The organism is Streptomyces sp. NPDC102514 (assembly GCF_055584525.1).
The window spans coordinates 204,767-228,026 of sequence record NZ_JBVJLW010000007.1 but is presented as its reverse complement, the minus strand read 5'-3'; the positions used below and the strand labels follow the sequence as shown (position 1 = coordinate 228,026).

At 71.3% G+C, this 23,260-nt stretch carries 21 protein-coding genes and 1 pseudogene; 16 read left to right on the top strand and 6 right to left on the bottom strand.

Annotated features, from left to right (window positions below; translation table 11 throughout):
* Positions 1 to 52 precede the first annotated feature (52 nt).
* The gene (locus ACZ60E_RS19960; RefSeq protein WP_469442030.1) at positions 53 to 784 is read left to right on the top strand and encodes an SseB family protein; all 732 of its coding nucleotides are present in this window, start codon (positions 53 to 55) and stop codon (positions 782 to 784) included.
* Between the two features lie 28 nt (positions 785 to 812).
* On the opposite strand, the gene ACZ60E_RS19955 is transcribed toward ACZ60E_RS19960, so the two are convergent.
* On the bottom strand, positions 813 to 1,169 hold the full coding sequence (locus tag ACZ60E_RS19955; protein WP_107019820.1) for a DUF1844 domain-containing protein: 357 nt from the start codon (positions 1,167 to 1,169) through the stop codon (positions 813 to 815).
* Between the two features lie 399 nt (positions 1,170 to 1,568).
* Here ACZ60E_RS19955 and infC point away from each other — a divergent pair.
* The 10 genes and pseudogenes from infC (at position 1,569) to ACZ60E_RS19905 (ending at position 13,215) form a co-directional block, all read left to right on the top strand.
* Positions 1,569 to 2,271: pseudogene (gene infC / locus ACZ60E_RS19950) on the top strand (translation initiation factor IF-3).
* Positions 2,272 to 2,400: 129 nt separating this feature from the next.
* Entirely contained in the window at positions 2,401 to 2,595 is a 195-nt protein-coding gene (gene rpmI, locus ACZ60E_RS19945) for a 50S ribosomal protein L35 (protein ID WP_019065473.1), read from the top strand.
* Between the two features lie 94 nt (positions 2,596 to 2,689).
* Entirely contained in the window at positions 2,690 to 3,073 is a 384-nt protein-coding gene (gene rplT / locus ACZ60E_RS19940) for a 50S ribosomal protein L20 (RefSeq protein ID WP_024494113.1), read from the top strand.
* Between the two features lie 162 nt (positions 3,074 to 3,235).
* Entirely contained in the window at positions 3,236 to 4,078 is an 843-nt protein-coding gene (locus tag ACZ60E_RS19935) for a TrmH family RNA methyltransferase (protein WP_469442028.1), read from the top strand.
* A gap of 123 nt (positions 4,079 to 4,201) precedes the next feature.
* Positions 4,202 to 5,347: a sensor histidine kinase gene (locus tag ACZ60E_RS19930; RefSeq protein WP_384808444.1), complete on the top strand. Its 1,146-nt coding sequence runs from the start codon at positions 4,202 to 4,204 to the stop codon at positions 5,345 to 5,347.
* 198 nt (positions 5,348 to 5,545) lie between these two features.
* Positions 5,546 to 6,706, top strand: a complete 1,161-nt coding sequence (pheS, locus tag ACZ60E_RS19925; protein WP_469442025.1) for a phenylalanine--tRNA ligase subunit alpha — start codon at positions 5,546 to 5,548, stop codon at positions 6,704 to 6,706.
* Positions 6,706 to 9,207, top strand: a complete 2,502-nt coding sequence (gene pheT / locus ACZ60E_RS19920) for a phenylalanine--tRNA ligase subunit beta (protein ID WP_469442024.1) — start codon at positions 6,706 to 6,708, stop codon at positions 9,205 to 9,207. The genes pheS and pheT overlap by 1 nt, the downstream gene beginning before the upstream one ends.
* 289 nt (positions 9,208 to 9,496) lie before the next feature.
* Positions 9,497 to 10,636, top strand: coding sequence for a PP2C family protein-serine/threonine phosphatase (locus ACZ60E_RS19915; RefSeq protein ID WP_469442022.1), 1,140 nt, complete (start codon positions 9,497 to 9,499; stop codon positions 10,634 to 10,636).
* Between the two features lie 529 nt (positions 10,637 to 11,165).
* Positions 11,166 to 12,506 carry a transcriptional regulator gene (locus ACZ60E_RS19910; protein ID WP_385837252.1) on the top strand — a complete coding sequence of 447 codons (1,341 nt, stop codon included), beginning with the start codon at positions 11,166 to 11,168 and terminating at the stop codon, positions 12,504 to 12,506.
* Between the two features lie 163 nt (positions 12,507 to 12,669).
* Positions 12,670 to 13,215: an NUDIX hydrolase gene (locus ACZ60E_RS19905; RefSeq protein ID WP_107019813.1), complete on the top strand. Its 546-nt coding sequence runs from the start codon at positions 12,670 to 12,672 to the stop codon at positions 13,213 to 13,215.
* Positions 13,216 to 13,236: 21 nt separating this feature from the next.
* On the opposite strand, the gene ACZ60E_RS19900 is transcribed toward ACZ60E_RS19905, so the two are convergent.
* Together ACZ60E_RS19900 and ACZ60E_RS19895 are read right to left on the bottom strand one after the other, a co-directional pair.
* On the bottom strand, positions 13,237 to 13,494 hold the full coding sequence (locus ACZ60E_RS19900; RefSeq protein WP_210891992.1) for a hypothetical protein: 258 nt from the start codon (positions 13,492 to 13,494) through the stop codon (positions 13,237 to 13,239).
* A 335-nt stretch (positions 13,495 to 13,829) separates the two neighbouring features.
* Positions 13,830 to 14,729 carry a 3-hydroxybutyryl-CoA dehydrogenase gene (locus ACZ60E_RS19895; protein WP_384808345.1) on the bottom strand — a complete coding sequence of 300 codons (900 nt, stop codon included), beginning with the start codon at positions 14,727 to 14,729 and terminating at the stop codon, positions 13,830 to 13,832.
* A gap of 145 nt (positions 14,730 to 14,874) precedes the next feature.
* Between ACZ60E_RS19895 and ACZ60E_RS19890 the strand changes: the two genes are divergently transcribed.
* Entirely contained in the window at positions 14,875 to 16,170 is a 1,296-nt protein-coding gene (locus tag ACZ60E_RS19890) for a glycoside hydrolase family 10-like protein (RefSeq protein ID WP_469442018.1), read from the top strand.
* Between the two features lies 1 nt (position 16,171).
* On the opposite strand, the gene ACZ60E_RS19885 is transcribed toward ACZ60E_RS19890, so the two are convergent.
* Positions 16,172 to 16,369: a DUF1918 domain-containing protein gene (locus tag ACZ60E_RS19885; protein ID WP_384808341.1), complete on the bottom strand. Its 198-nt coding sequence runs from the start codon at positions 16,367 to 16,369 to the stop codon at positions 16,172 to 16,174.
* A 93-nt stretch (positions 16,370 to 16,462) separates the two neighbouring features.
* Positions 16,463 to 17,434 (bottom strand): DMT family transporter, encoded by a 972-nt coding sequence (locus ACZ60E_RS19880; RefSeq protein WP_469442015.1) that lies wholly within the window; start codon positions 17,432 to 17,434, stop codon positions 16,463 to 16,465.
* Here ACZ60E_RS19880 and ACZ60E_RS19875 point away from each other — a divergent pair.
* The 3 genes from ACZ60E_RS19875 to ACZ60E_RS19865 all read left to right on the top strand — a co-directional run bounded on the left by ACZ60E_RS19875 (position 17,433) and on the right by ACZ60E_RS19865 (position 20,088).
* The gene (locus ACZ60E_RS19875; protein WP_469442013.1) at positions 17,433 to 18,911 is read left to right on the top strand and encodes an aminotransferase-like domain-containing protein; all 1,479 of its coding nucleotides are present in this window, start codon (positions 17,433 to 17,435) and stop codon (positions 18,909 to 18,911) included. The genes ACZ60E_RS19880 and ACZ60E_RS19875 overlap by 2 nt on opposite strands.
* Positions 18,912 to 18,928: 17 nt before the next feature.
* The gene (locus ACZ60E_RS19870) at positions 18,929 to 19,366 is read left to right on the top strand and encodes a GNAT family N-acetyltransferase (protein WP_469442011.1); all 438 of its coding nucleotides are present in this window, start codon (positions 18,929 to 18,931) and stop codon (positions 19,364 to 19,366) included.
* 137 nt (positions 19,367 to 19,503) lie between these two features.
* Complete coding sequence (locus ACZ60E_RS19865) at positions 19,504 to 20,088, top strand: histidine phosphatase family protein (protein WP_385837260.1); 585 nt, start codon at positions 19,504 to 19,506, stop codon at positions 20,086 to 20,088.
* A 24-nt stretch (positions 20,089 to 20,112) separates the two neighbouring features.
* Here ACZ60E_RS19865 and ACZ60E_RS19860 read toward each other — a convergent pair whose 3' ends face one another.
* Positions 20,113 to 20,571, bottom strand: coding sequence for a DUF6314 family protein (locus ACZ60E_RS19860; protein ID WP_469442279.1), 459 nt, complete (start codon positions 20,569 to 20,571; stop codon positions 20,113 to 20,115).
* Between the two features lie 158 nt (positions 20,572 to 20,729).
* On the opposite strand from ACZ60E_RS19860, the gene ACZ60E_RS19855 reads away from it, so the two are divergent.
* On the top strand, positions 20,730 to 23,219 hold the full coding sequence (locus ACZ60E_RS19855) for an alpha-L-arabinofuranosidase C-terminal domain-containing protein (RefSeq protein ID WP_469442008.1): 2,490 nt from the start codon (positions 20,730 to 20,732) through the stop codon (positions 23,217 to 23,219).
* The last annotated feature ends 41 nt before the right edge of the window (positions 23,220 to 23,260 follow it).

Genomic DNA, 23,260 nt, shown 5'->3' with positions numbered 1-23,260 from the left:
CGGTCGGCCCGGCGGACCGGGCGGGCGACCGCCCCCGCTAGGCTCGGTGCCCGTGGCGAACAAGAACATCCCCGACCCCGGTTTCTCCGACGACGACGGCTCCGCCGATCCACGGCTGAGCGCGGCGCTCGCGGCCTGGGCCGAGGACAGGTCCGCGCACGGCCCCGTCCTGGCGGCCCTCAAGGGCGCGCGGCTCCTCGTACCCGTGGTCGCCGTGCTCGGCGAGGTCGAGGAGGACGAGAACGGTCTGCGCCGCGAGAAGACCAGCGACATGGCCGTCCCCACCCTGAAGGCCGGCGACCGCACCGCGCTGCCCGCCTTCACCTCCACCGCGTCGCTGGCCCGCTGGGATCCGGCGGCCCGCCCCGTCGCCGTACCGCTGCACCAGGCCCTCCAGGCCGCCGCGCACGAGAAGGCCGACACGGTCGTCCTGGACCTGGCGGGACCGGTCGCGTACGAGCTGACGGGCCCCGCGCTGCTGGCGCTGGCCGAGGGGCGTACGACGACGGACCCGCTCGCCGACCCCGCCGTGGTCGCCGCGGTACGGGCCGCGGTCGCCGCCGAGTCCCTGGTGCTCCGCGCCCACCTCGGTCCCGGACGGGCCGACGGCACCCTGGCCCTCGTACTGGACCCGGCCGCCGCCCCGGCCGACACCGCCCAGGCCGTGGCCCGGCGGCTCGCGGCCGACGAAACACTGAGGGCCCGCCTGGTGCGCGGCCTCGACCTGGCAGTTCTGCCGGCCGAGGCGACGCCACCGGGCGAGCCCCTGTACGTACGCCGGTAGATCCGCCCGTGTCAGGAGGCGGCCGGGCTCAGCCGTAGACCGGCCCCGTGTACTTCTCGCCCGGGCCCTGGCCCGGCTCGTCCGGGACGAGCGACGCCTCGCGGAACGCCAGCTGCAGCGACTTCAGGCCGTCGCGCAGCGGCGAGGCGTGGAAGGAGCTGATCTCGGTCGCGCTCGCGTCGAGCAGCCCGGCCAGGGCGTGGACCAGCTTGCGCGCCTCGTCGAGGTCCTTGTATTTGTCGCCCTCCTCGGACAGGCCGAGCTTCACGGCGGCGGCGCTCATCAGGTTCACGGCGACCGTGACCAGGACCTCGACCGCGGGGACCTCGGCGATGTCGCGGGTCATGTCGTCGAAACCGGGGGACTCAGGAGGGGTGTCACTCATGCCCCACACGATAGGCCCCGGCCCGCCGGGCCCTGCCCGCGGGAGACGCGTACGCCCGTCGCGCGAACGCCCGGAACCGGTGCGCGCACACCGATTCGCACCACCCGGGGGGAACTGCTAACCTTGTGTAACGACCGGCCGGACACTCCTGTGCCCGGCCCACAAGTGGAGGCTCCGAACTCCCACCCGGCCATCCTCAGGGAAGGCGGGTCACCCGGTCAGGCGGCCCCCATCGTTCCGTACGGACGATGGAGCCGCTGGATATGCGCCCCGCGGTTGACCGCGGCGGTGCTCCGGTCATCCTTGGAGCCACCGCCTGTGTCCCGTCCGGGGCATTTTTCATGTCCCATGGCGGTTGGTTCAGTGAGAAGACGTACGCGAGCTGTCTGCCAGACAGCCGTGTGGTGCTATCCGAGGAGGATCCATCAGCGCCGAGCCCCGCATCAACGACCGGATTCGCGTTCCCGAGGTACGACTTGTCGGTCCCAGCGGTGAGCAGGTCGGGATTGTTCCGCTTGCCAAGGCCCTGGAGCTTGCGCAGGAGTACGACCTCGACCTGGTCGAGGTGGCCGCGACCGCGCGTCCGCCGGTCTGCAAGCTCATGGACTACGGGAAGTTCAAGTACGAGTCGGCCATGAAGGCCCGTGAGGCGCGCAAGAACCAGGCGCACACGGTCATCAAGGAGATGAAGCTCCGGCCGAAGATCGACCCGCACGACTATGACACCAAGAAGGGTCACGTCGTCCGGTTCCTCAAGCAGGGCGACAAGGTCAAGATCACGATCATGTTCCGTGGTCGCGAGCAGTCCAGGCCGGAACTCGGCTACCGACTGCTGCAGCGGCTCGCCTCGGACGTCGAGGACCTCGGGTTCGTCGAGTCGAACCCGAAGCAGGACGGCCGAAACATGATCATGGTTCTCGGCCCGCACAAGAAGAAGACAGAGGCGATGGCCGAAGCCCGCGAGGCCCAGGCGGCCCGCAAGGCGGAGGCGAAGGCCAACCCGGGCAAGTCGCAGAACCACGCGGGTGACGACATCTCCGACGAGGAGGTCGCCGCGACCGAGGCCGCAGAGGCCCCGGCCGAGGCTCCCGCCGAAGCCTGATCCCGGGGTGCGAGTCCCAGGGGTTTCCGGACGCGAGTCCGGGGACGTCAACCGATACATATGACGTTCCGTTGTGCCCGGTCTGACGACCGGGCACAGGAACGCCACCGACGAGGAGAGAACGGCGCCATGCCGAAGAACAAGTCGCACAGCGGTGCCAGCAAGCGCTTCAAGATCACCGGCTCCGGCAAGGTGCTCCGCGAGCGTGCCGGCAAGCGCCACCTGCTCGAGCACAAGTCGTCGCGCGTGACGCGCCGCCTCACCGGCAACGCCGAGATGGCTCCCGGCGACGCCAAGAAGATCAAGAAGCTTCTCGGCAAGTGACGTCCGGCGCTTCGGCGCCGTACGTCAGGACCGGGACCCCATCGATTTCGGACCGTGTGACGACCACCACGGTCCCGCTACAAGGAGTTAACAAGTGGCACGCGTCAAGCGGGCAGTCAACGCCCACAAGAAGCGCCGGGCGATCCTCGAAGCCGCCAGCGGCTACCGCGGTCAGCGTTCGCGTCTGTACCGCAAGGCCAAGGAGCAGGTCACCCACTCCCTGGTCTACAACTACAACGACCGCAAGAAGCGCAAGGGCGACTTCCGTCGGCTGTGGATCCAGCGCATCAACGCTGCGGCCCGCCAGAACGGCATGACGTACAACCGCCTCATCCAGGGTCTGAACGCCGCCAACATCGAGGTGGACCGCAAGATCCTCGCTGAGCTGGCCGTCAACGACGCCAACGCGTTCGCCGCGCTCGTCGAGGTCGCGCAGAAGGCCCTGCCGTCGGACGTCAACGCGCCCAAGGCTGCGTGACGCTGGCGCTGGCCTCGGCCGGAACCTCCGTGTGGGCTCGCTTGCCTCAGGGCTGCGGGCCCACATTTGTTTTGTTCGAGTGTTCTCTTCAAGATCTTCAAGAGGGGCACCCCTCTCGGCGCGGCACGCGGTACGCCCCGCCCGTGAACCGAAGGTGAGTCCATGTCCAGCGGCCCCGAGCTGATCTCCCCCCGCTCGCAGCGCGTCTCCGCCGCCCGGCGGCTCGCGAGGCGGAGCTTCCGGGGCAAGGAGCGGCTGTTCCTCGCCGAGGGGCCCCAGGCCGTACGGGAGGCCGCCGCCCACCGCGTCGACGGCGAGCCCGCGCTCGTCGACCTGTTCGCCACGGTCGACGCCGCCGAGCGGTACGCCGACATCGTGGGGGAGGCCCGGGACGCCGGAGCCCGGCTGCACCTCGCCGACGACGACGTGATCGCGGACATCTCGACGACCGTCACCCCGCAGGGCCTCGTCGGCATCTGCCGCTTCCTGGACACCCCCTTCGACGAGATCGTCGCGGCCCGGCCCCAGCTGGTCGCCGTCCTGGCGCACGTCCGCGACCCCGGGAACGCGGGCACCGTCCTGCGCTGCGCCGACGCGGCCGGCGCCGACGCCGTCGTCCTCACCGACGCCTCCGTCGACCTCTACAACCCCAAGTCCGTACGGGCGTCGGTCGGCTCGCTGTTCCACCTGCCCGTCGCGGTCGGCGTCCCCGTGGAGCAGGCCGTGCAGGGGCTCAGGGACGCCGGCGTACGCATCCTGGCCGCCGACGGAGCGGGCGAGGACGACCTCGACGACGAACTCGACAAGGGCACCATGGGCGGCCCGACCGCCTGGGTCTTCGGCAACGAGGCATGGGGGCTCCCGGCGGAGACGCGGGCGCTGGCGGACGCCGTCGTGCGCGTACCGATCCACGGCAAGGCCGAAAGCCTGAACCTCGCGACGGCCGCCGCCGTATGTCTCTACGCGTCGGCTCGCGCGCAGCGTGCCCGCCGTGCTCGTTCCTGAGGGGGTCCGTCCGGTCACTCCCAGCTAGTAGGGTGACGGGCCCGGGGACCCGCCCCCCAAGCTCTCGGCTGCGCTTGAGCAGGGAGGTTGCCCCGGATGCCGGACGAGAGGTGGGGTACGGGGATGGGTGTCGGCACGAGCGGTGCGCAGAGCGCGCTGCGGGCACACGAGGTGCGGAGCGCTCCCGCGCCCCGGCACGCCGATCCCGCGGAACTCGGCATCGACCCCGACGACCTCCCCGACGGCCTCGTGATCGCCGACGAACGCGGCCGGGTGATCTGCTTCAACTCCGCCGCCGCCCGGATCACCGCCACCCCCGCCGCCGAGGCCCTCGGCCACCATCTGGAGCGGGCCCTGCCGCTGGAGGACCTCGAAGGCCGCCGCTGGTGGCAGCTCACCGATCCGTACGGCGGACTCGCGATCCGCGTCGGACAGCCCGAGCGCAACCTCCTGCTGCCGGGCGGCCGGGAGGTCCTGGTCACGGCGCGCTACGTACGGGTGCGGCCCACCGGCCCGGTCCGCCGGGTCGTCGTCTCGCTCCGCGACACCGAGGGCCGCCGCCGCACCGAGCGCAGCCACGCCGAGCTGATCGCCACGGTGGCCCACGAACTGCGCTCGCCGCTCACCTCCGTCAAGGGCTTCACCGCCACACTGCTCGCCAAGTGGGAGCGTTTCACCGACGACCAGAAGAAGCTGATGCTGGAGACGGTCGACGCGGACGCCAACCGGGTCACCCGCCTGATCGCCGAGCTCCTCGACATCTCCCGCATCGACTCCGGACGCCTGGAGGTACGGCGTCAGCCGGTGGACATAGGCGCCGCCGTCGGCCGCCACATCCAGGCGTACGTGGCCTCAGGACAGTCCGCCGACCGCTTCCTGCTGCGCATCGGCCAGCCGCTGCCGGACCTGTGGGCCGACCCCGACAAGGTCGACCAGGTGCTCAGCAATCTGCTGGAAAATGCGGTGCGGCACGGCGAGGGAACCGTCACCATCGACGTAGCGCCCGCGCCCTCACCCCGTGAAGGGGAAGAGGTCTGCACGTCGGTCACGGTGAGCGACGAAGGCCCTGGCATCCCGGAGGAGTCCATGAACCGCGTCTTCACCCGCTTCTGGCGGGGCAGCAAGCGCGGCGGCACCGGCCTCGGGCTGTACATCGTCAAGGGCATCGTCGAAGCCCACGGCGGCACCATCACCGTCGGCCGCGCCCCCGAGGGCGGCGCCGAGTTCCGATTTACGCTGCCCGTGGGCACCCCGGCGTATCTGCAGTAACGCCGAAGCGGCCCCCACGGGCGCATCCGCACACCCGGCTCGGCCCGGACCAGGCGTCCGAGCCGGGCGCTCACCCCCGTTAGACTTGGCCTTTGGCACTTTTGCGTCCCCATTTCAGGGACAGGGCTTTTCAGGGACACAGCGTCCCGCGAGTCGCGACGGGGACCGTCGGCCAACCAATCGGAAGCACGGGAAGAGATGTCGGCACCGAACAAGTCGTACGACCCTGTTGAGGTCGAGGCACTGAAACCGGAAGAGATCGAGCGCATGCGGGACGAGGCGCTCGCCGCCTTCGCCGCCGCCGGTGACCTCGACACGCTCCAGGAGGCCAAGGTCGCCCACACCGGTGGCGCCTCGCCGCTGGCCCTCGCCAACCGCGAGATCGGCGCCCTGCCCCCGCACGCCAAGGCCGCCGCCGGCAAGCTCGTCGGCCAGGCCCGTGGCGCGGTGAACAAGGCACTCGCCGCCCGCCAGGTCGAACTGGAGGCCGAGCGGGACGCCCGTGTGCTGGTCGAGGAGGCCGTGGACGTCACGCTGCCCCACGACCGGGTACCGGCCGGCGCCCGGCACCCGCTGACCACCATGATGGAGCGGGTCGCGGACGTCTTCGTGTCCATGGGATACGAGATCGCCGAGGGCCCCGAGGTCGAGGCGGAGTGGTTCAACTTCGACGCCCTCAACTTCACCCCGGACCACCCGGCCCGGCAGATGCAGGACACCTTCTTCGTGCAGGGCCCGAAGGGCTCGAAGACCTCCGAGGGCTCCAAGGGCTCCAAGGACACGGACGGCGAGTCCGGTGTCGTGCTGCGCACCCACACCTCGCCGGTGCAGGCCCGCGCCATGCTGGACCGCGAGCCGCCCGTCTACATCGTGTGCCCCGGCCGCGTGTACCGCACGGACGAGCTGGACGCCACGCACACCCCGGTCTTCCACCAGATCGAGCTGCTCGCCATCGACGAGGGCCTGACCATGGCCGACCTCAAGGGCACCCTGGACCACATGGTCCAGTCGCTCTTCGGCGCCGACATGAAGACCCGGCTGCGGCCGAACTTCTTCCCCTTCACCGAGCCGTCCGCCGAGATGGACATGCTCTGCTACGTGTGCAGGGGCGAGTCCGTCGGCAACCCCGACCGTCCCTGCCGCACCTGCTCCAGCGAGGGCTGGATCGAGCTGGGCGGCTGCGGCATGGTCAACCCGCGGGTGCTCGTCGCCTGCGGTGTGGACCCCCAGAAGTACAGCGGATTCGCCTTCGGGTTCGGCATCGAGCGGATGCTGATGTTCCGCCACAACGTCGAAGACATGCGAGACATGGTCGAGGGTGACGTCCGGTTCACCCGGCCGTTCGGGATGGAGATCTGATGCGGGTCCCGCTTTCCTGGCTGCGGGAGTACGTCGACCTCCCCGCCACCGAGACCGGCCGCGACGTGCAGGCCAAGCTCGTGTCCGCCGGCCTTGAGGTCGAGCGCGTCGAGCAGCTCGGCGCCGGCCTCAAGGGGCCGCTCGTCGTCGGCAAGGTGCTGACCATCGAGGAGCTGGAGGGCTTCAAGAAGCCCATCCGCTTCTGCACCGTCGACGTCGGCGCCGCCAACGGCACGGGTGAGCCGCAGGAGATCGTCTGCGGCGCCCGCAACTTCGCCGTCGGCGACAAGGTCGTCGTGGTCCTGCCCGGCGCCGTCCTGCCCGGCGACTTCGCGATCGCCGCGCGCAAGACGTACGGCAAGACCTCGCACGGCATGATCTGCTCCGGCGACGAGCTGGGCATGGGCGACGACGGCAGCGGCGGCATCATCGTCCTGCCGCCCGAGCACGAGGTCGGCACGGACGCGATCGAGCTGCTGGAACTGGTCGACGAGGTCCTCGACATCGCCGTCACACCCGACCGCGGCTACGCCCTGTCGATGCGCGGCGTGGCCCGGGAGACCGCCACCGCCTACGGCCTCGACCTGCGCGACCCGGCACTGCTCGACGTGCCCGGCCCCAACGCCTTCGGGTACCCGGTGCAGGTCGCCGACCCGCTGGGCTGCGACCGCTTCACCGCGCGGACCGTCACCGGTCTGTCGCCCGAGGCGAACTCCCCGATCTGGCTGACGCGCCGCCTCCAGAAGGCCGGCATGCGCCCGATCTCGCTGGCCGTCGACATCACCAACTACGTGATGCTGGAGCTGGGGCAGCCCCTGCACGCGTACGACCGCTCCCGCGTCCAGGGTGCGATCGGCGTGCGCCGGGCCGAGCAGGGCGAGAAGCTCGTCACCCTCGACGGCGCCAAGCGCACGCTGGACGCCGGGGACCTGGTGATCACCGACGACCGCGGGCCCATCGGTCTCGCGGGAGTCATGGGCGGGGCCAACACCGAGATCGACGACACCGAGGGCACCACCACCGAGGTCGTCGTCGAGGCCGCGCACTTCGACCCCATCTCCATCGCCCGCACGGCCCGCCGTCACAAGCTGGCCTCCGAGGCGTCCAAGCGCTTCGAGCGGGGCGTCGACCCCGAGGCCGCAGCCGCCGCCGCCCAGCGCACGGTCGACCTGCTGGTCCTCCTCGCGGGCGGCACCGCCGACGCGGGTGTCACCCAGGTCATCTCCCCGTCCGCGCCGCACACCATCACCATCCCGGCGAACCACCCGGACAAGGTCGCGGGCGTCGACTACGGCCGCGAGACCGTCGTACGCCGCCTCCAGCAGGTCGGCTGCGACGTCTACGGCCAGGACGAGCTGATCGTCACCGTCCCGTCGTGGCGGCCCGACCTCACCGACCCGAACGACCTCGCCGAAGAGGTCATCCGGCTTGAGGGCTACGAGAACCTGCCCTCGACGCTGCCCAAGCCCCCCGCGGGCCTGGGCCTGACCGACCGGCAGCGGCTGCACCGCCGGGTCGGCCGCGCGCTGGCCGGCGCCGGGTACGTGGAGGCGCTGAACTACCCGTTCATCGGCACCGAGGTGCTCGACCAGCTCGGCCTGGACGCCGACGACCCGCGCCGCACCGTGGTGACGCTCGCCAACCCGCTCTCCGACGAAGAGCCCGCGATGCGTACGACGCTGCTGCCGGGGCTCCTCGGCGCGCTGCGCCGCAACGACGGCCGCGGCTCGCACGACCTGGCGCTCTTCGAGACCGGACTGGTCTTCCGGCCGACCGGCCAGGAGCACAGGGCCGAGCGGCTGCCCGTCGACCGCCGGCCCACCGACGAGGAGATCGCCGGGATCGACTCCGCGCTGCCGCGTCAGCCGCGCCGAGCCGCCGTCGTCCTCGCGGGCGCCCGCGAGCAGGCCGGCTGGTGGGGCAAGGGCCGCCCGGCCGACTGGGCGGACGCCGTCGAGGCCGCGCGTACCGTCGCCCGCGAGGCCGGTGTCGAACTGACCGTGCGCGGTGACCGGCACGCTCCCTGGCACCCGGGGCGCTGCGCCGCGCTGTACGTCACGGTGAACGGCGAGGAGACGCTCGTCGGGCACGCCGGTGAGCTGCATCCGCGGGTCGTCAAGGCGCTGCATCTGCCGGAGCGCAGCTGCGCCATGGAGATCGAGCTCGATCTCCTGGAGCAGGCGGGCGCGGGTGTGCCGGCCGCGCCGCGCATCTCCGCGTTCCCCGTCGCCACGCAGGATGTCGCGCTCGTCGTCGCGCGCGACGTGCCGGCCGCGGACGTCGAGGCCGCGTTGCGTGAGGGCGCGGGTGAACTCCTGGAGTCCGTGCGGCTGTTCGACGTGTACGAGGGGGAGCAGCTCGGTGAGGGGCGGAAGTCGCTCGCCTACGCGTTGCGCTTCCGTGCGGGGGATCGCACGTTGACCGTGGACGAGGCGTCCGCTGCGCGGGACTCGGCGGTTGCCCTCGCGGGCGAGCGTGCGGGGGCTGTTCTGCGCAGTTAGCTCCGCTGGTTCGGCGGGGTGGGGGGTGGGGCTGCGGGTCGTTCGGCGGGTGCGGGTCCGATGTGGCTGGTCGCGCCCACGCGGCGGAGCCGCACATCGATACAACCCCGCGCCCCTGAAGGCACAGGGCGTCTCCTTGGGAGGCGCCCTTTGTCTTGTTTGTGGGGGGCTCACTCATTTGGGTGACAAGTGTGGGGGGTTCGGGGTGGGCGGGGGACGGGGTCGACAGAATCGACCCGGCCGATGAGGCCGGTGCCTGTGCTGGACAGGGCCTAGGGGGGCCGTCGGCATGATCCGTTTCAAGGCTGGGGTGCCCCGTCGGGCGGGGCACCGGGGGAAACACCTGACCTTCGGTCGTACCAGGGCCGGCGCCCGCCGCCGGCAGCGGCTGCGCCGTCTGCTCGCGTTGGGCCTGCCCACCGCCTGGGGCGCGGTGGCGATCACCTACAAGTTGGCCTGTCCGCTCGCCCAGCAGAACGGGCTCGGGGCGCGGATCGCCACCTGTGCCGTCTTCTTCGCCGTCGGCACGGGGCTGATCCTGCACGTCAGACTAGGGCTGCTGCGGGAGTTGCGGCAGATCCGCAGAGTGGCGGGGGCCGCCCAGGGCGTTCTCCTGCGCCCGCTGCCGCCGAGCGTCGACGGCCTGAACGTCGCCGCCGCCCAGGTGTCCGCGGACCGTGGGGCCGCCGTCGGGGGCGACCTGTACGAGGTGATCGGTACGGAACACGGCGTCCGGGTCGTGATGGGCGACGTCCGCGGGCACGGACTGGCCGCCATCGGGACCGTCGCCGCCGTACTGGGCAGCTTCCGCGAGGCCGTCCACGACGAACCCGAACTCCCCGGCGTGCTGCGGAAACTGGAGCGGGCCATGGCCCGGCACCTCAGGGAGCGCGCCAAGGCGGAGCACCCCTCGTGCGGGCCGTCCGGACCCGACCCCGACAGCCCGGTCGCCGAGGAGTTCGTCACCGTGCTGCTGCTGGAGATCGGCCGCGACGGCGAGATGCGCGCCCTGAACTGCGGGCATCCATGGCCGTATCTGCTGCGCGGGGGCGGGGCCGGGAGCGGGGACCGGGTGGCGCATCTGGGGTTCGGGGATCCGCTGCCGCCGCTCGGGACCTTCCCGCTCCCCGCCGAACTGCCCGTCACCTGCTGCGGACCGCTGCTGCCGGGCGAGGCACTGTTCCTCTACACGGACGGTGTCGAGGACGCCCGCGACAGCACCGGCCGCTTCTTCCCCCTCCCCACCGCCCTGACCGAGGCGACCCGCACCCACCCGACCTCGCCCCAGGAGGTCCTGGGCACGGTCTTCACCCAACTGCTCGGCCACGCAGGCGGTTTCCCGACGGACGACGTAGCCCTCTTGGTGGTGGCCAACGGCAGAACCCAGGTTCAGACAGCCCACCGAGAGCAACTGGCAACGCCCCTCTAGGTCCTGTCGTCAAATTCCCGACGTCCGCCCGGAGGGCGGGCCGGGCGGCGTCTGGTGCGTGCTCTCGGTGTGCCGGGCGGAAGTCCGCGTACTGGACGTACTTGGGCTTTCGCCCGGTGCGGCGAGAGGGCGTGCCAGGCGTCGGCCGGCAGGCGGGAATTTGACGACAGGGCCTAGGGGCGTGGGGCTGTGACATATGCGGCTCCGCCGCGTGAGCGCGACCAGCCACATCGAACCCGCACCAGACAACCAACGCCCAGTGCCCCGGCACAACCCGGCGGAGCCGTCCGCCCGCCACGGAGTGTCGGGCAGGCAGCGGGACGGACGGCGTAATTCCGGGCCGCCGCACTGTACGAGGGGGAGCCGGCGGCCCGGCCGGCCTCTTGCGAGGCAGTTCAGTCAACCGGCTCACAACTCTCCGCGACAGCGCGCGCACTGCCCGGATCCGGGCACTCCGTTCACACCCCGTGTGAAGGGAGAGGCGCTAGGTTGAAAAGCACCGTCTGCACCCAGCCATCGGATGGCCTTCATGCAGCCCAACACTCTGCTCGACGCGATCCTCGACGAGGCCGGAATCTCCCACGCGGGACTCGCGGCACATGTGAACCAGGCAGGACGGGTGCGCGGTCTCGCACTCCGCTACGAACACACCGCCGTGGCACGGTGGTTGAAGGGCCAGCGACCCCGTGGCCAGGTGCCCGACCTGATCTGCGAGGTCCTCGCCGTCCGGCTCCAACGGCCCGTCACACTCGACGACATCGGCCTCGGCGTACCCGGCGAACCGGCCACCCCGCACGGCACGACGCTCTCCGGTTTCGTCGAGCGGGCCACCGCGCTGTGGCGCTCCGACGAACAGCAGCGCCCGCACATACTCGGCGCCCCCGCCGTCACCGGCACGCCCGCCGTGATGCCCGTGTGGGAGTGGGAGAACCCGCCGGAGGACGTGGACGTCTCACGCGGCGGACGTCACCGCGTCCGCATGTCCGACATCGAGATGCTGCGCGCCGCCCGCGCCCACTACGAGCAGATGTACCGCAAGGCCGGCGGTGTCGCGACCCGTACGCGCATCGTCGGATTCCTCAACTCCGAGACCGCGCCCCTCCTGCGCGGCAGCTACACCGACGCCACCGGCCGTCAGCTCCACCGCGCCACCGGCGGCCTGGTGGCGATCGCCGGCATCTGCGCGTACGACTCCGACGCGCACGGGCTCGCCCAGCGCTACTTCCACCAGGCGCTCAGGCTCGCGAAGGCCAGCGGGGACAGGGGACTCGGCGCCTATGTGATCGCGCTCCTCGTCAACCAGGCGCTGTTCATGCGTGAGCACCGGCAGGCGGTGGCCTTCGCCGAGGCCGCGCTGCGCGCCGCGGGGCGCCACATCACGCCGGCGCTCGCGTCGGACCTCTCCGCGATGCAGGCCAAGGCGTACGCGCACCTCGGTGACGGCAGCAGCGCGCTGTCCTGCATCCGGCGGGCCGAGCAGGCCGCCGACCGCATCCGGCGCGGCTACGAGCCGGACGAGACCGGTTATGTCCAGCCGGGCCTGGTCAACGTGCAGGTGGCGGAGGCGCTGTTGAGCCTCGGCGACCTGAGCGCCGCCCAGGAGCACGCCGCGGCAGCCGTGGACAATCCGGCGCACGACCGCGGCAGGGTGCACCGGCTCGCCATGCTCAGCCAGATCGAACTGCGCCAGGGGAACGCCGACAGAGCGGTGGTCACCGCGGTCGAAATGGCGGAACGGGCGCGCGGGATGGAGTCCCAGCGGCTGCGCGACAGACTGCGGGCGGTACGCGAACACCTGGTGGCCAGCGGCTGCGCGGGCACCTCCGAGGCCGCCGAACTCATCGACGGAGCACTGCGCGTGCCGCTCTAGACATCGCTTCGACGACCGACCGTCCCGACCGCCGGGGGGCCACGAGCCCTCCTGGCGGGTGCCTTTGCGCCTGCCACTGCGCCGGTAGCGGCCCACTGCGAGCCTGCTGTGCGGACACTCCTGCTGCGATATTGCCACCTACCCGTCGAAAGGTGGCAGAAAAGTGCAGTGGACGAAACAGAACGAACAAATCGTGTACGCAAATCGCTGGTTCAGCGTCAATCTCGCAGATGTCGCATTGCCCGACGGCCGGCATCTCGATCACTTCTTAATCCGGCTGCGTCCCGTCGCCGTGGCCACTGTCGTGAACGAGGCGAACGAGGTGCTGCTGCTGTGGCGGCACCGCTTCATCACCGACAGCTGGGGATGGGAGCTTCCGGCGGGCGTCGTCGAGGACGGCGAGGACATCGCCGTCGCGGCGGCCCGCGAACTGGAGGAGGAGACCGGCTGGCGGCCGGGACCTCTGCGCCATCTGATGAGCGTCGAGCCCTCGAACGGGCTCACCGACGCCCGGCACCACATCTACTGGGCCGACGAAGGCGCGTACATCGGGCATCCTGTGGACGACTTCGAGTCCGACCGCCGGGAATGGGTTCCCCTGAAGCTCGCTCCCGACATGGTCGCCCGCGGTGAGGTTCCGGCCGCCAATATGGCTGCCGCGCTGCTCCTCCTGCATCATCTGAGGCTCGGGCAGGACGCCTTGCCCTGATCCCCCACCGCGTCCATGGGCTCAATGGCCCAGAGCCTGCCAGACCGCCACGGCCAGCGCTCCCACCGCCGTGACGACCGCGACCGCGCGCAGCGGCCAGCGGGTGTGCTCCAGCGCGATGACCCGACTGCTCAGGTCGTCGAGCTCCTTGGCGGTCTGTTCGGCGCGATGACTGAGCAGAGTCATGCACCCCTCGACGGTGGCATGGGCCACATCGAGACGGCGACGTAACTCTGCGACTTCTCCTCGGACCACGGGATGCTCCGGGTCGGCGGTCACGTGTCCGCTCCTTTCCGTAGTCGTCACATCCCTAACATGTGCACGGAAAGTCAACAGGCCTGGTGGGTGCGTGGGGAGCGTGTGCGAGGGGCATATGCGGGCCCGGAGCGCACACGGTGTGTGAATACGGCGGGCCCGGCCCTCAAAAGAGAGCCGGGCCCGCACAGGCCAAAACTTATACGGAGGGTGACTATTTCGGCTTGGCGGGGGGCCCGGGCGCTTTAGGGGGCGCCGGCGCCCCTGCTTTTAAGGGGCGCGGGGAACTGCGCGACCAGCCACAGCGGCTCCGCACCCGACAACGAACCCGCGGCCCCTGAACCGCCGGCCGGGACCGCCTACGGATACGTATAGAACCCGGATCCCGACTTCCGCCCCAACCGACCGGCGTCAACCATCCGCTGAAGCAGCGGCGGAGCCGCGTACAACGGCTCCTTGTACTCCTCGTACATCGAATAGGCGACAGAAGCCACCGTGTCGAGCCCGATCAGATCGGACAGCTTGAGCGGCCCCATGGGGTGCGCGCACCCCAGCTCCATGCCGTTGTCGATGTCCTCGCGGCTCGCCATACCGGACTCGAACATCCGGATCGCGGAGAGCAGATACGGGATCAGCAGCGCGTTGACCACGAAGCCCGAGCGGTCCTGCGCACGGATCGCGTGCTTGCCGAGGATCTTCTCCACCAGGGACTGCGCCCGGCTGATGGTGCCCTCGGACGTGGTCAGCGCCGGGATCAGCTCGACGAGCTTCTGCACCGGGGCCGGGTTGAAGAAGTGGATGCCGATGACCTGGTCGGGACGCGAGGTGGCGACGGCGAGCTTCACCAGCGGGATGGAGGAGGTGTTCGAGGCGAGGATCGCGTCCTGGCGCAGCACGACCTGGTCGAGGACCTGGAAGATCTCCGTCTTCACCTGCTCGTTCTCGACGACCGCCTCGATCACCAGATCGCGGTCGGAGAACTCGCCGAGGTCGGTCGTGAAGGAGAGCCGCGCCTGGGTGGCGTCCCGCTCCTCCTCGGAGATCTTGCCGCGCTCGGCGGCCTTGGAGAGCGAGTTGTAGAGCCGGGTCCGGCCAATCTCCAACGCCTCACCAGTGGTCTCGGCGACCTTCACATCCAGGCCGGCGCGGGCGCACACCTCGGCGATGCCCGCTCCCATCTGGCCGCAGCCCACCACTCCGACGCGTTCGATGTCGGTCACATCGTCCCTTTCGCTCTGACTGTCCGCTCTCACTGTCATGGGTCCGGCGGGTGTCCGTTGTCCGGTACCCGCCGACGCCACGCACGTTACTCCGGATCTGTCCCCGTACGACGGGGCGGGTCGTGCATGCTGTGCGAGGTAGACGGTCCGTGACCGGGCGGACCCACTGTGTTTGGGGTACGGCATGGGGCGTATGTCACGACGGGGATTCGCGATGACCGCGGCGGCCGGACTGTCGGGACTCGTCACCGCGGGAGTGGCCGTGGCGGCGGAGATGTCCGGTGGAGGGAGCGGTGGGGGAGGCGGAGGCGGGCACGACGGCCGCCGGCACCGGCGTCGGCGCCGCGACCCCGCGGGTGAGCTGCGCGGGATGTGGCTGGCGACCGTGGCCAACCGCGACTGGCCCTCGAAGCCGGGCCTGACCGCGGCGCAGCAGCGCGCCGAGCTGCTCGCGCACCTCGACACGGCGGTGGAGCGCCGGCTGAACGCCGTGATCTTCCAGGTGCGCCCCACGGCCGACGCCCTGTGGGCCTCGCCCTTCGAGCCCTGGGCGCAGTACCTGACCGGGGTCCAGGGCAAGGACCCCGGCTGGGACCCGCTGGGCACCGCCGTCACGGAGGCCCACGCGCGGGGGCTCGAACTGCATGCCTGGTTCAACCCGTACCGCGTCGCCAACCACACCGACCCGACGCGGCTCGTCGCCTCGCACCCGGCCCGCGTCCACCCCGACTGGATCGTGCCCTACGGCGGGAAGCTGTACTACAACCCCGGGCTGCCCGAGGTCCGCGCCTTCGTGCAGGACGCGATGCTGGACGCGGTCGGGAAGTACGCCGTGGACGCCGTCCACTGGGACGACTACTTCTATCCGTACCCGGTCGCGGGCCAGGTCTTCGACGACGACGCCGCGTACGCCGCGCACGGCGGGCAGTTCCCCGACCGGGCCGCGTGGCGGCGCAACAACATCGACCGCCTGGTGCTGGAGACGGCTGCCCGGATCAGGGAGGTCAGGCCCGGCACACAGTTCGGGATCAGCCCCTTCGGGGTGTGGCGCAACGCCACGACCGACCCGCTGGGCTCGGACAGCCGCGCCGGCGTGCAGACGTACGACGACCTGCACGCGGACACCAGGAAATGGGTCCGGGAGAACTGGATCGACTACATCTGCCCGCAGCTGTACTGGAACATCGGCTTCGCCGCGGCCGACTACGCGAAGCTCGTCCCCTGGTGGTCGCAGGTCGCACAGGGCAGCAGGACGAAGCTGTACGTGGGTGAGGCGCTGTACAAGGCGGGTGACCCGGCGCAGCCCGCGGCCTGGCAGGACCCGGCCGAGCTGTCCGCGCATCTCACGCTGGCTGCGAACCATCCGCAGGTGGGCGGGCACGTCTTCTTCTCGGCCAAGGAAGTGGCCGCCGACCGGATCGGAGCCATGGCGAGGGTGGTCGCCGACCACTACCAGCAGCCGGCGAAGCCCTCACGCTGATTCAGCGGGGAGTGTCCTCGTGGTGCTGGACCACGCAGTCGGGGCCGGGAGACATCAGGGTCTCGTGACCGTCCTCGAAGCGGACCCGGTACGGGGGGTTCCCCTGCTGCCCGAGCACTTCGATGACTTCCGCGACCCGGTCGTGCTGCCCGACGATCCTGCCGTGCACCAGCAGATGGTCGCCTACGGTTGCCTGCATCTGTAGGGCCTCCTCGTTCCGCACGGGAGTGGCGATTCGTGACCGCAAGTCTACGGCGGGTAGCGCGCGTTGGGGCCGGGCCGGACGAATCGGTCAGCTCCGGGCCCGTTGGGTGACCGCGATGCAGACGAGTACGGCGGCAGCCGTCAGCGGGGCGGCCGGGGTCAGGTGCTCGCCCAGGAGCAGCACCGACCACACCAGGGTGAGCAGCGGCTGGGCCAGCTGCAGCTGGCTGGCCTTCGGTATGCCGATCGCGGCCATCCCGCGGTACCAGACGACCAGGCCGACGAACTGCGAGCCGGCCGCGACCCACAGCAGCCCGGTCACACTGTGCGCGGTCAGCTCCACGGGCTCGTACGACAGGGCGATCGCGGCCACCGGCACCGTGAGCGGCAGGCACAGGACCAGCGCCCAGCCGATGACCTGCCAGCCCGGCATCACCCGGGCCAGCCGGCCGCCCTCCGTGTAGCCCGCCGCGCAGATCAGGAGGGCGCCGAAGAGGTAGGCGTCCGCGCTGCTCAGGGCGCCGCCGCTCTGCTGCACGGTGAACGCGATGACCACGGCGGCGCCCGCGGACGCCGCCGCCCAGAAGGTGCGGGAGGGGCGGGTGCCGACGCGCAGCGCCGAGAACAGGGCGGTGGTCAGGGGGAGCAGGCCGACGACGACCGCGGCGTGCGCGGTGGTCGACGTCTCCAGGGCGAGGGTGGTGAGCATCGGGAAGCCGAGGACGACTCCGGCGGCGACGACGGCGAGCCCCGCCCAGTGACGGCGGCCGGGCAGGGGGACGCGCAGGGCGAGCAGACAGCCGCCCGCGACGATCGCGGCCAGGACGCTCCGCACGGCCACCAGCGACCAGGGGCCGAAGCCCTCAAGCCCCCAAGCGGTGGCGGGGAAGGTGAGGGAGAAGGCGACGACGCCGAGCGCGGCCATGAGGGTCCCGGTACGGGGGTTCGGCCGGCTGAAGTCCCGGGCGTTCCCGGACGGGCTGCCGGGTGTGCCGGACGCTCCGGGTGTGCCGGACACCGCTATCGAGGTCCGTGTGGTAGCGCTATTCTCTACTCTCATGCATGAGCGTAGCAGTGTCGCTGACCTGGCCGATCGACTGCGGGGAGAGCTGGACCGCTACTCTCCTGGTGGAAAGCTGCCGTCCAGCCGGACGCTCGTCGAACGGTTCCGCGTGAGCCCCGTGACCGTGTCCCGGGCACTGGCCCAGCTCTCCGCCGAGGGCCTGGTGGTCACCCGGCCCGGAGCGGGAGCCTTCCGGGCCGGGCCGCGTGCGTCAGGCCCGGTTGTCGGGGACACCTCCTGGCAGGAGGTCGCCCTCAGCGCGGACGCCACGACCGAACTCGTACCCCGCACCGTGGACGCCTCGGGCGTGCTCGTCTCGCTGGCCGCCCCGCCGCCGGGAGTCATCGAGTTCAACGGCGGCTATCTGCATCCCTCGCTCCAGCCGGAACGGGCCATGGCCGCGGCGCTGTCCCGGGCCGGCCGCCGCCCGGGTGTCTGGGCGCGCCCGCCGGTGGAGGGGCTGCTCGAGCTGCGCGAGTGGTTCGCGCGGGGCATCGGCGGCGCCATCACCGCCGCCGAGGTGCTCATCACGGCCGGCGGCCAGTCCGCGCTGACCACCGCGCTGCGCGCACTCGCCCCGCCCGGCGCCCCCGTCCTCGTCGAGTCGCCCACCTATCCCGGCATGCTGGCGATCGCCCGCGCGGCCGGACTGCGGCCCGTGCCCGTGCCCGTCGACCGGGACGGGGTGAAACCGGACCTGCTCGCCGACGCCTTCCGGGCCACCGGCGCCCGCGTCTTCGTCTGCCAGCCGCTGTTCCAGAACCCGACCGGCGCGGTGCTCGCCCCCGAGCGGCGCGGCGAGGTGCTGCGGATCGCCCGCGAGGCAGGCGCGTTCGTCATCGAGGACGACTTCGTACGCCGGCTCGTGCACGAGGACTCGGGGCCGCTGCCGCGACCGCTGGCCTCGGACGACCCCGACGGAGTCGTCGTGCACGTCTGCTCGCTGACCAAGGCCACCTCGCCGAGCTTCCGGGTGAGCGCGCTGGCCGCCCGCGGGCCCGTCCTGGAACGGCTGCGGGCGATCCAGGTCGTCGACACCTTCTTCGTGCCGCGCCCCCTCCAGGAGGCGGCCCTCGAACTCGTCGGCTCGCCCGCCTGGCCCCGCCATCTGCGGGCCGTCTCGGCCGAACTGCGCGTCCGGCGCGACGCGATGGCCGCCGCACTGCGCCTGCGGCTGCCCGAACTCGCCCTGCCGCACATCCCGTCCGGCGGCTACCAGCTGTGGCTGCGCCTGCCCGACGGCACCGGGGGCACCTCCCAGGCCTTCGGCTCCGGGGGAGAGCGGGCGCTCGTGTCCGCCGCCCTGCGCGCGGGCGTGGCCGTCACCCCGGGCCGCCCCTACTTCAGCGCCGAACCCCCGGCGGCCCACCTGCGCCTGAGCTTCGCGGCGGTCGCGAGCACCGCCGAAATCACCGAGGGCGTCCGCAGGCTGCACACGGCCTGCGCCGAAACCGGTTCGACAGCGGAAGCCTGACCTGCGACTCTCCCGCCATGACCGACATACCAGGCCCGCCCGAGGGCTACGAGATCTCCACCGACCCCGCGCGCATCGACGTCGACCGGGTCCACCGCTGGCTCGCCGACGACGCGTACTGGGCGCTCGGCCGACCGCGCGAGAAGCAGGAGCTGGCGATCGCCGGATCGCTCAACTTCGGGGCGTACGAGACGGTTTCGGGCGACCAGGCGGCGTACGCGCGCGTGGTGACCGACGGGGCCACCTTCGCCTGGCTCTGCGACGTGTACGTGGACCGGTCCGCGCGGGGCAAGGGGCTCGGCACCGCCCTGGTCACCGCCGTCCGCGACCACCTGCGCCCCCTCGGCCTGCGCCGCGTGCTGCTCGCCACCCACGACGCGCACGGGGTGTACGAGAAGCTCGGGTTCAGGGTGCTGGACCGGCCCGACCGGTGGATGGCGCTGAGCTTCGAATGACGGTGTCCTGACGGACGGTGTCCCGATTCTCCTTCCGTGGGTCGTCCACGTACTTTGTGCGGGCCTTCGCGTGAGTATTCCGTGTGTGCCGTGGATCAGCTCTTGACCTGCGCAGTTCCGGCGCTCACGATCGCCGCATGCATGTTCGGGTCACGCTGATCGCCGCCGCCCGCGGTTCCTCGTTGCTCGCCGAGCGCTTCGACGACGACCGGCCGCTGGACCAGGCGGGCTGGGGCGAGGTGCAGCGCGTCGCCCATGCCCTGATACCGCTCGCCGCGGCCGAGCTGCGGTACTGCTCGCCGACTCCGCGCAGCCGGGCCACCGGTGACGCGCTGGGCCTCGCGCCGCTGGTCCAGCCGGCGCTGCGGGACTGTGACATGGGCCGCTGGCGCGGGCTGACCCTCGGCGAGGCGATGGCCCGGGAACCCGAGGCGGTGGACGCCTGGCTCGCCGACCCGTACTCCGCGGCCCACGGCGGCGAACCGCTCGCGGAGTTCATCCGGCGGGTCGGCGGCTGGCTGGACACCCGCCCCGCCGACGACGGCGGCCGGATCGTCGCCGTCGCGGAACCGGCGGTCGTCCGCGCCGCGCTCGTCTACGCCCTGAAGGCGCACCCGTCGACGTACTGGAACTTCGACGTGCGCCCGCTGTCGACGGCCGCCCTGATCGGCTGGGCGGGCCGCTGGAACCTGCGCTTCGACGCTCAGTACGACCGCGTGTAGTCCGTCACGACCGCGTGTGGCCGGTCACGACCGCGTGTAGTCCGTCGTGAGGAGCAGGTCCTTCGCGGGGCCGCCCACCCGCCACACCGTCCGCCAGCGGTCCGCGTCGTACACGGTGAACTCGCCCCGGTAGAGGTCCGCCGAGCACGGATGGTCGGTGACGTGCCGGCCGGTGGCGAGGTCCAGGTCGTGGAACGGGCGGCCGTCGGCGAACCGTACGTCGGCCCGGCTCGCCCCGTCGCCCGGCAGGAACCTGAGGGTGCGCTCGGCGGGCCGGGCCACGCCCTGCCACACGAAGGTGCCGGACTCGTGGTGGAGCAGCCCCCCGGAGGGGCCGGAGCCGTCGCCGTCCAGCCGCTCGAACACCGTCGTCCCGCTGAAGGCACCCGTCGCCCCGCTCGCGAGATCCCGCACCGAGCGTTCCACCTGCCAGCTCCCGGCCAGGTACGCCAGTACGTCGCCCACCGGCCGGAATCCGGCCATCCCCTCCGTCACCGCGGCCTCTCCTGTCCAACCCATTGACGTGATCCTGCCCCCTCCCTATCTTGCCGTTCGAAGTATTGATCAGCGTCCGGCATGTCGAACGCATCGACCTCTCGGACACGTTTCTCGGACACGCCTCCCAGAGCCGCGGAGGATCCATGTCACATGCCCGCACCCGCACTCGCTGGAGACTCGCCCTCACGGCCACCGCACTGCTGGTCGCCTCCTTCCTCGTGCCGCCCCCGGTGAGCGCCACGCCCGTGGACGCCGCCGCCGAGGACGCCACCGACTACGCGATCACCGTCGACCCGAAAGCCACGGGCGCGAAGATCGACGACACCATGTACGGCGTCTTCTTCGAGGACATCAACCGGGCCGCGGACGGCGGGCTGTACGCGGAGCTTGTGCAGAACCGGTCGTTCGAGTACTCGACCGCCGACAACCGCTCGTACACCCCGCTCACCTCCTGGGCCACCACCGGCACCGCGACGACCGCGGACGACGACGGCCGGCTGAACGCCCGCAACCGCACCTACCTCGCCCTGGGTGCGGACTCCTCCGTCACCAACTCCGGCCTTTCGGTGCAGGCGGGCAAGGCCTACGACTTCTCCGTATGGGCCCGCGCCGACGGCTCCTCCGCCCTCACGGTGACCCTCCAGGACGCCGACGGCGAGCTGGCGCAGGCCCGCCGTGTCACCGCGCGCGGCGGCTGGGCCAAGTACACGGCACGCCTCACCGCGACCCGCACGAGCGCCACCGGCCGTCTCACGGTGGCGTCGGACGGCCCGGCCGCGCTCGACATGATCTCGCTCGTCCCGCGCGACACGTACAAGGGCCACGGCCTGCGCGCGGACCTCGCGGGGAAGATCGCCGCCCTGGACCCCGGCTTCGTCCGCTTCCCGGGCGGCTGCCTGGTCAACACCGGCAGCATGAAGGGGTACGACGAGGGGTCCGGCTGGGAGCGCAGGCGCGCGTACCAGTGGAAGGACACGATCGGCCCGGTCGAGCAGCGCGCCACGAACGCCAACTTCTGGGGCTACAACCAGAGTTACGGCCTCGGCTACTACGAGTACTTCCAGTTCTCCGAGGACATCGGGGCCATGCCGCTGCCCGTGGTGCCCGCCCTCGTCACCGGCTGCGGCCAGAACCAGGCCGTCGACGACGACGCGCTCCTCGAGCGGCACATCCAGGACACCCTGGACCTCATCGAGTTCGCCAACGGGCCGGTGACCGGTGAGTGGGGCGGGAAGCGGGCCGCGATGGGCCACCCGAAGCCCTTCCACCTCACCCACCTCGCGGTCGGCAACGAGGAGAACCTGCCGAACGAATACTTCGAGCGCTTCAAGCAGTTCCGTGCGGCCGTCGAGGCGAAGTACCCGGACGTCACCGTCGTCTCCAACTCCGGCCCCGACGACAGCGGTTCGACCTTCGACACGGCCTGGAAGCTCAACCGGGAGGCGAACGTCGACCTGGTCGACGAGCACTACTACAACAGCCCGCAGTGGTTCCTGCAGAACAACGACCGCTACGACTCGTACGACCGCAGCGGCCCCAAGGTCTTCCTCGGCGAGTACGCCTCCCAGGGCAACACCTTCAAGAACGCCCTCTCCGAAGCGGCGTTCATGACCGGCCTGGAGCGCAACGCGGACGTCGTGAAGCTGGCCTCGTACGCCCCGCTGCTCGCCAACGAGGACTACGTGCAGTGGCGCCCGGACCTCATCTGGTTCAACAACCACGCCTCCTGGAACTCCGCCAACTACGAGGTCCAGAAGCTCTTCATGCGCAACACCGGCGACCGGGTCGTCCCGTCGAGCGCGACCGGCACACCGTCCCTGAGCGGTCCCATCGCGGGCGCGGTCGGCCTGTCGACGTGGGCGACGAGCGCCGCGTACGACGACGTCAAGGTCACCGGCGCGGACGGCACGGAACTGCTCGCCGACGACTTCTCCGGTGACGCCTCGCAGTGGACCCACACCGGCGGCGGCAACTGGAGCGTCCAGGACGGGCAGTACGTGCAGAGCGACGAGGCCGCCGAGAACACCATGGTCTCCGCGGGCGACCCCGCCTGGCACGACTACGACCTGCACGTGAAGGCCACCAAGAAGGCGGGCAAGGAGGGCTTCCTCGTCGCCTTCGGCGTCAAGGACACCGGTAACTACTACTGGTGGAACCTGGGCGGCTGGAACAACACCCAGTCCGCCGTCGAACAGGCCGTGGACGGCGGCAAGTCGACGCTGATCTCCAAGGCCGGGTCGGTCGGGACGGGCCGCGCCTACGACATCGACATCAAGGTCCGCGGCCGGCAGGTGACCCTCTACCTCGACGGCGAGGAGTGGGGAAGCTTCACCGACGACAAGCCCGCCGAGCCGTTCCGGCAGGTCGTCACCAAGGACAAGAGGACCGGCGACCTGATCGTCAAGGTGGTCAACGCCCAGGCGGTGGACGCCCGTACGGCCGTCGACCTCGGGAGCGCGAAGGTCCGCCCGAAGGCCGAGGTGACGACACTCGCCGCCGCGGCCGACGCCGTGAACACCGAGACGGACACGGCCGTCGCACCGGTCACGTCCACCTTCCCGGGAGTCGCGAGGAAGTTCACGTACACCTTCCCGGCGAACTCGGTGACGTTCCTGCGGATCAGGAAGGGGTGACCGGCCGGGCGGTCCGGGCGTGGTGACAGCTGTCCGGACCG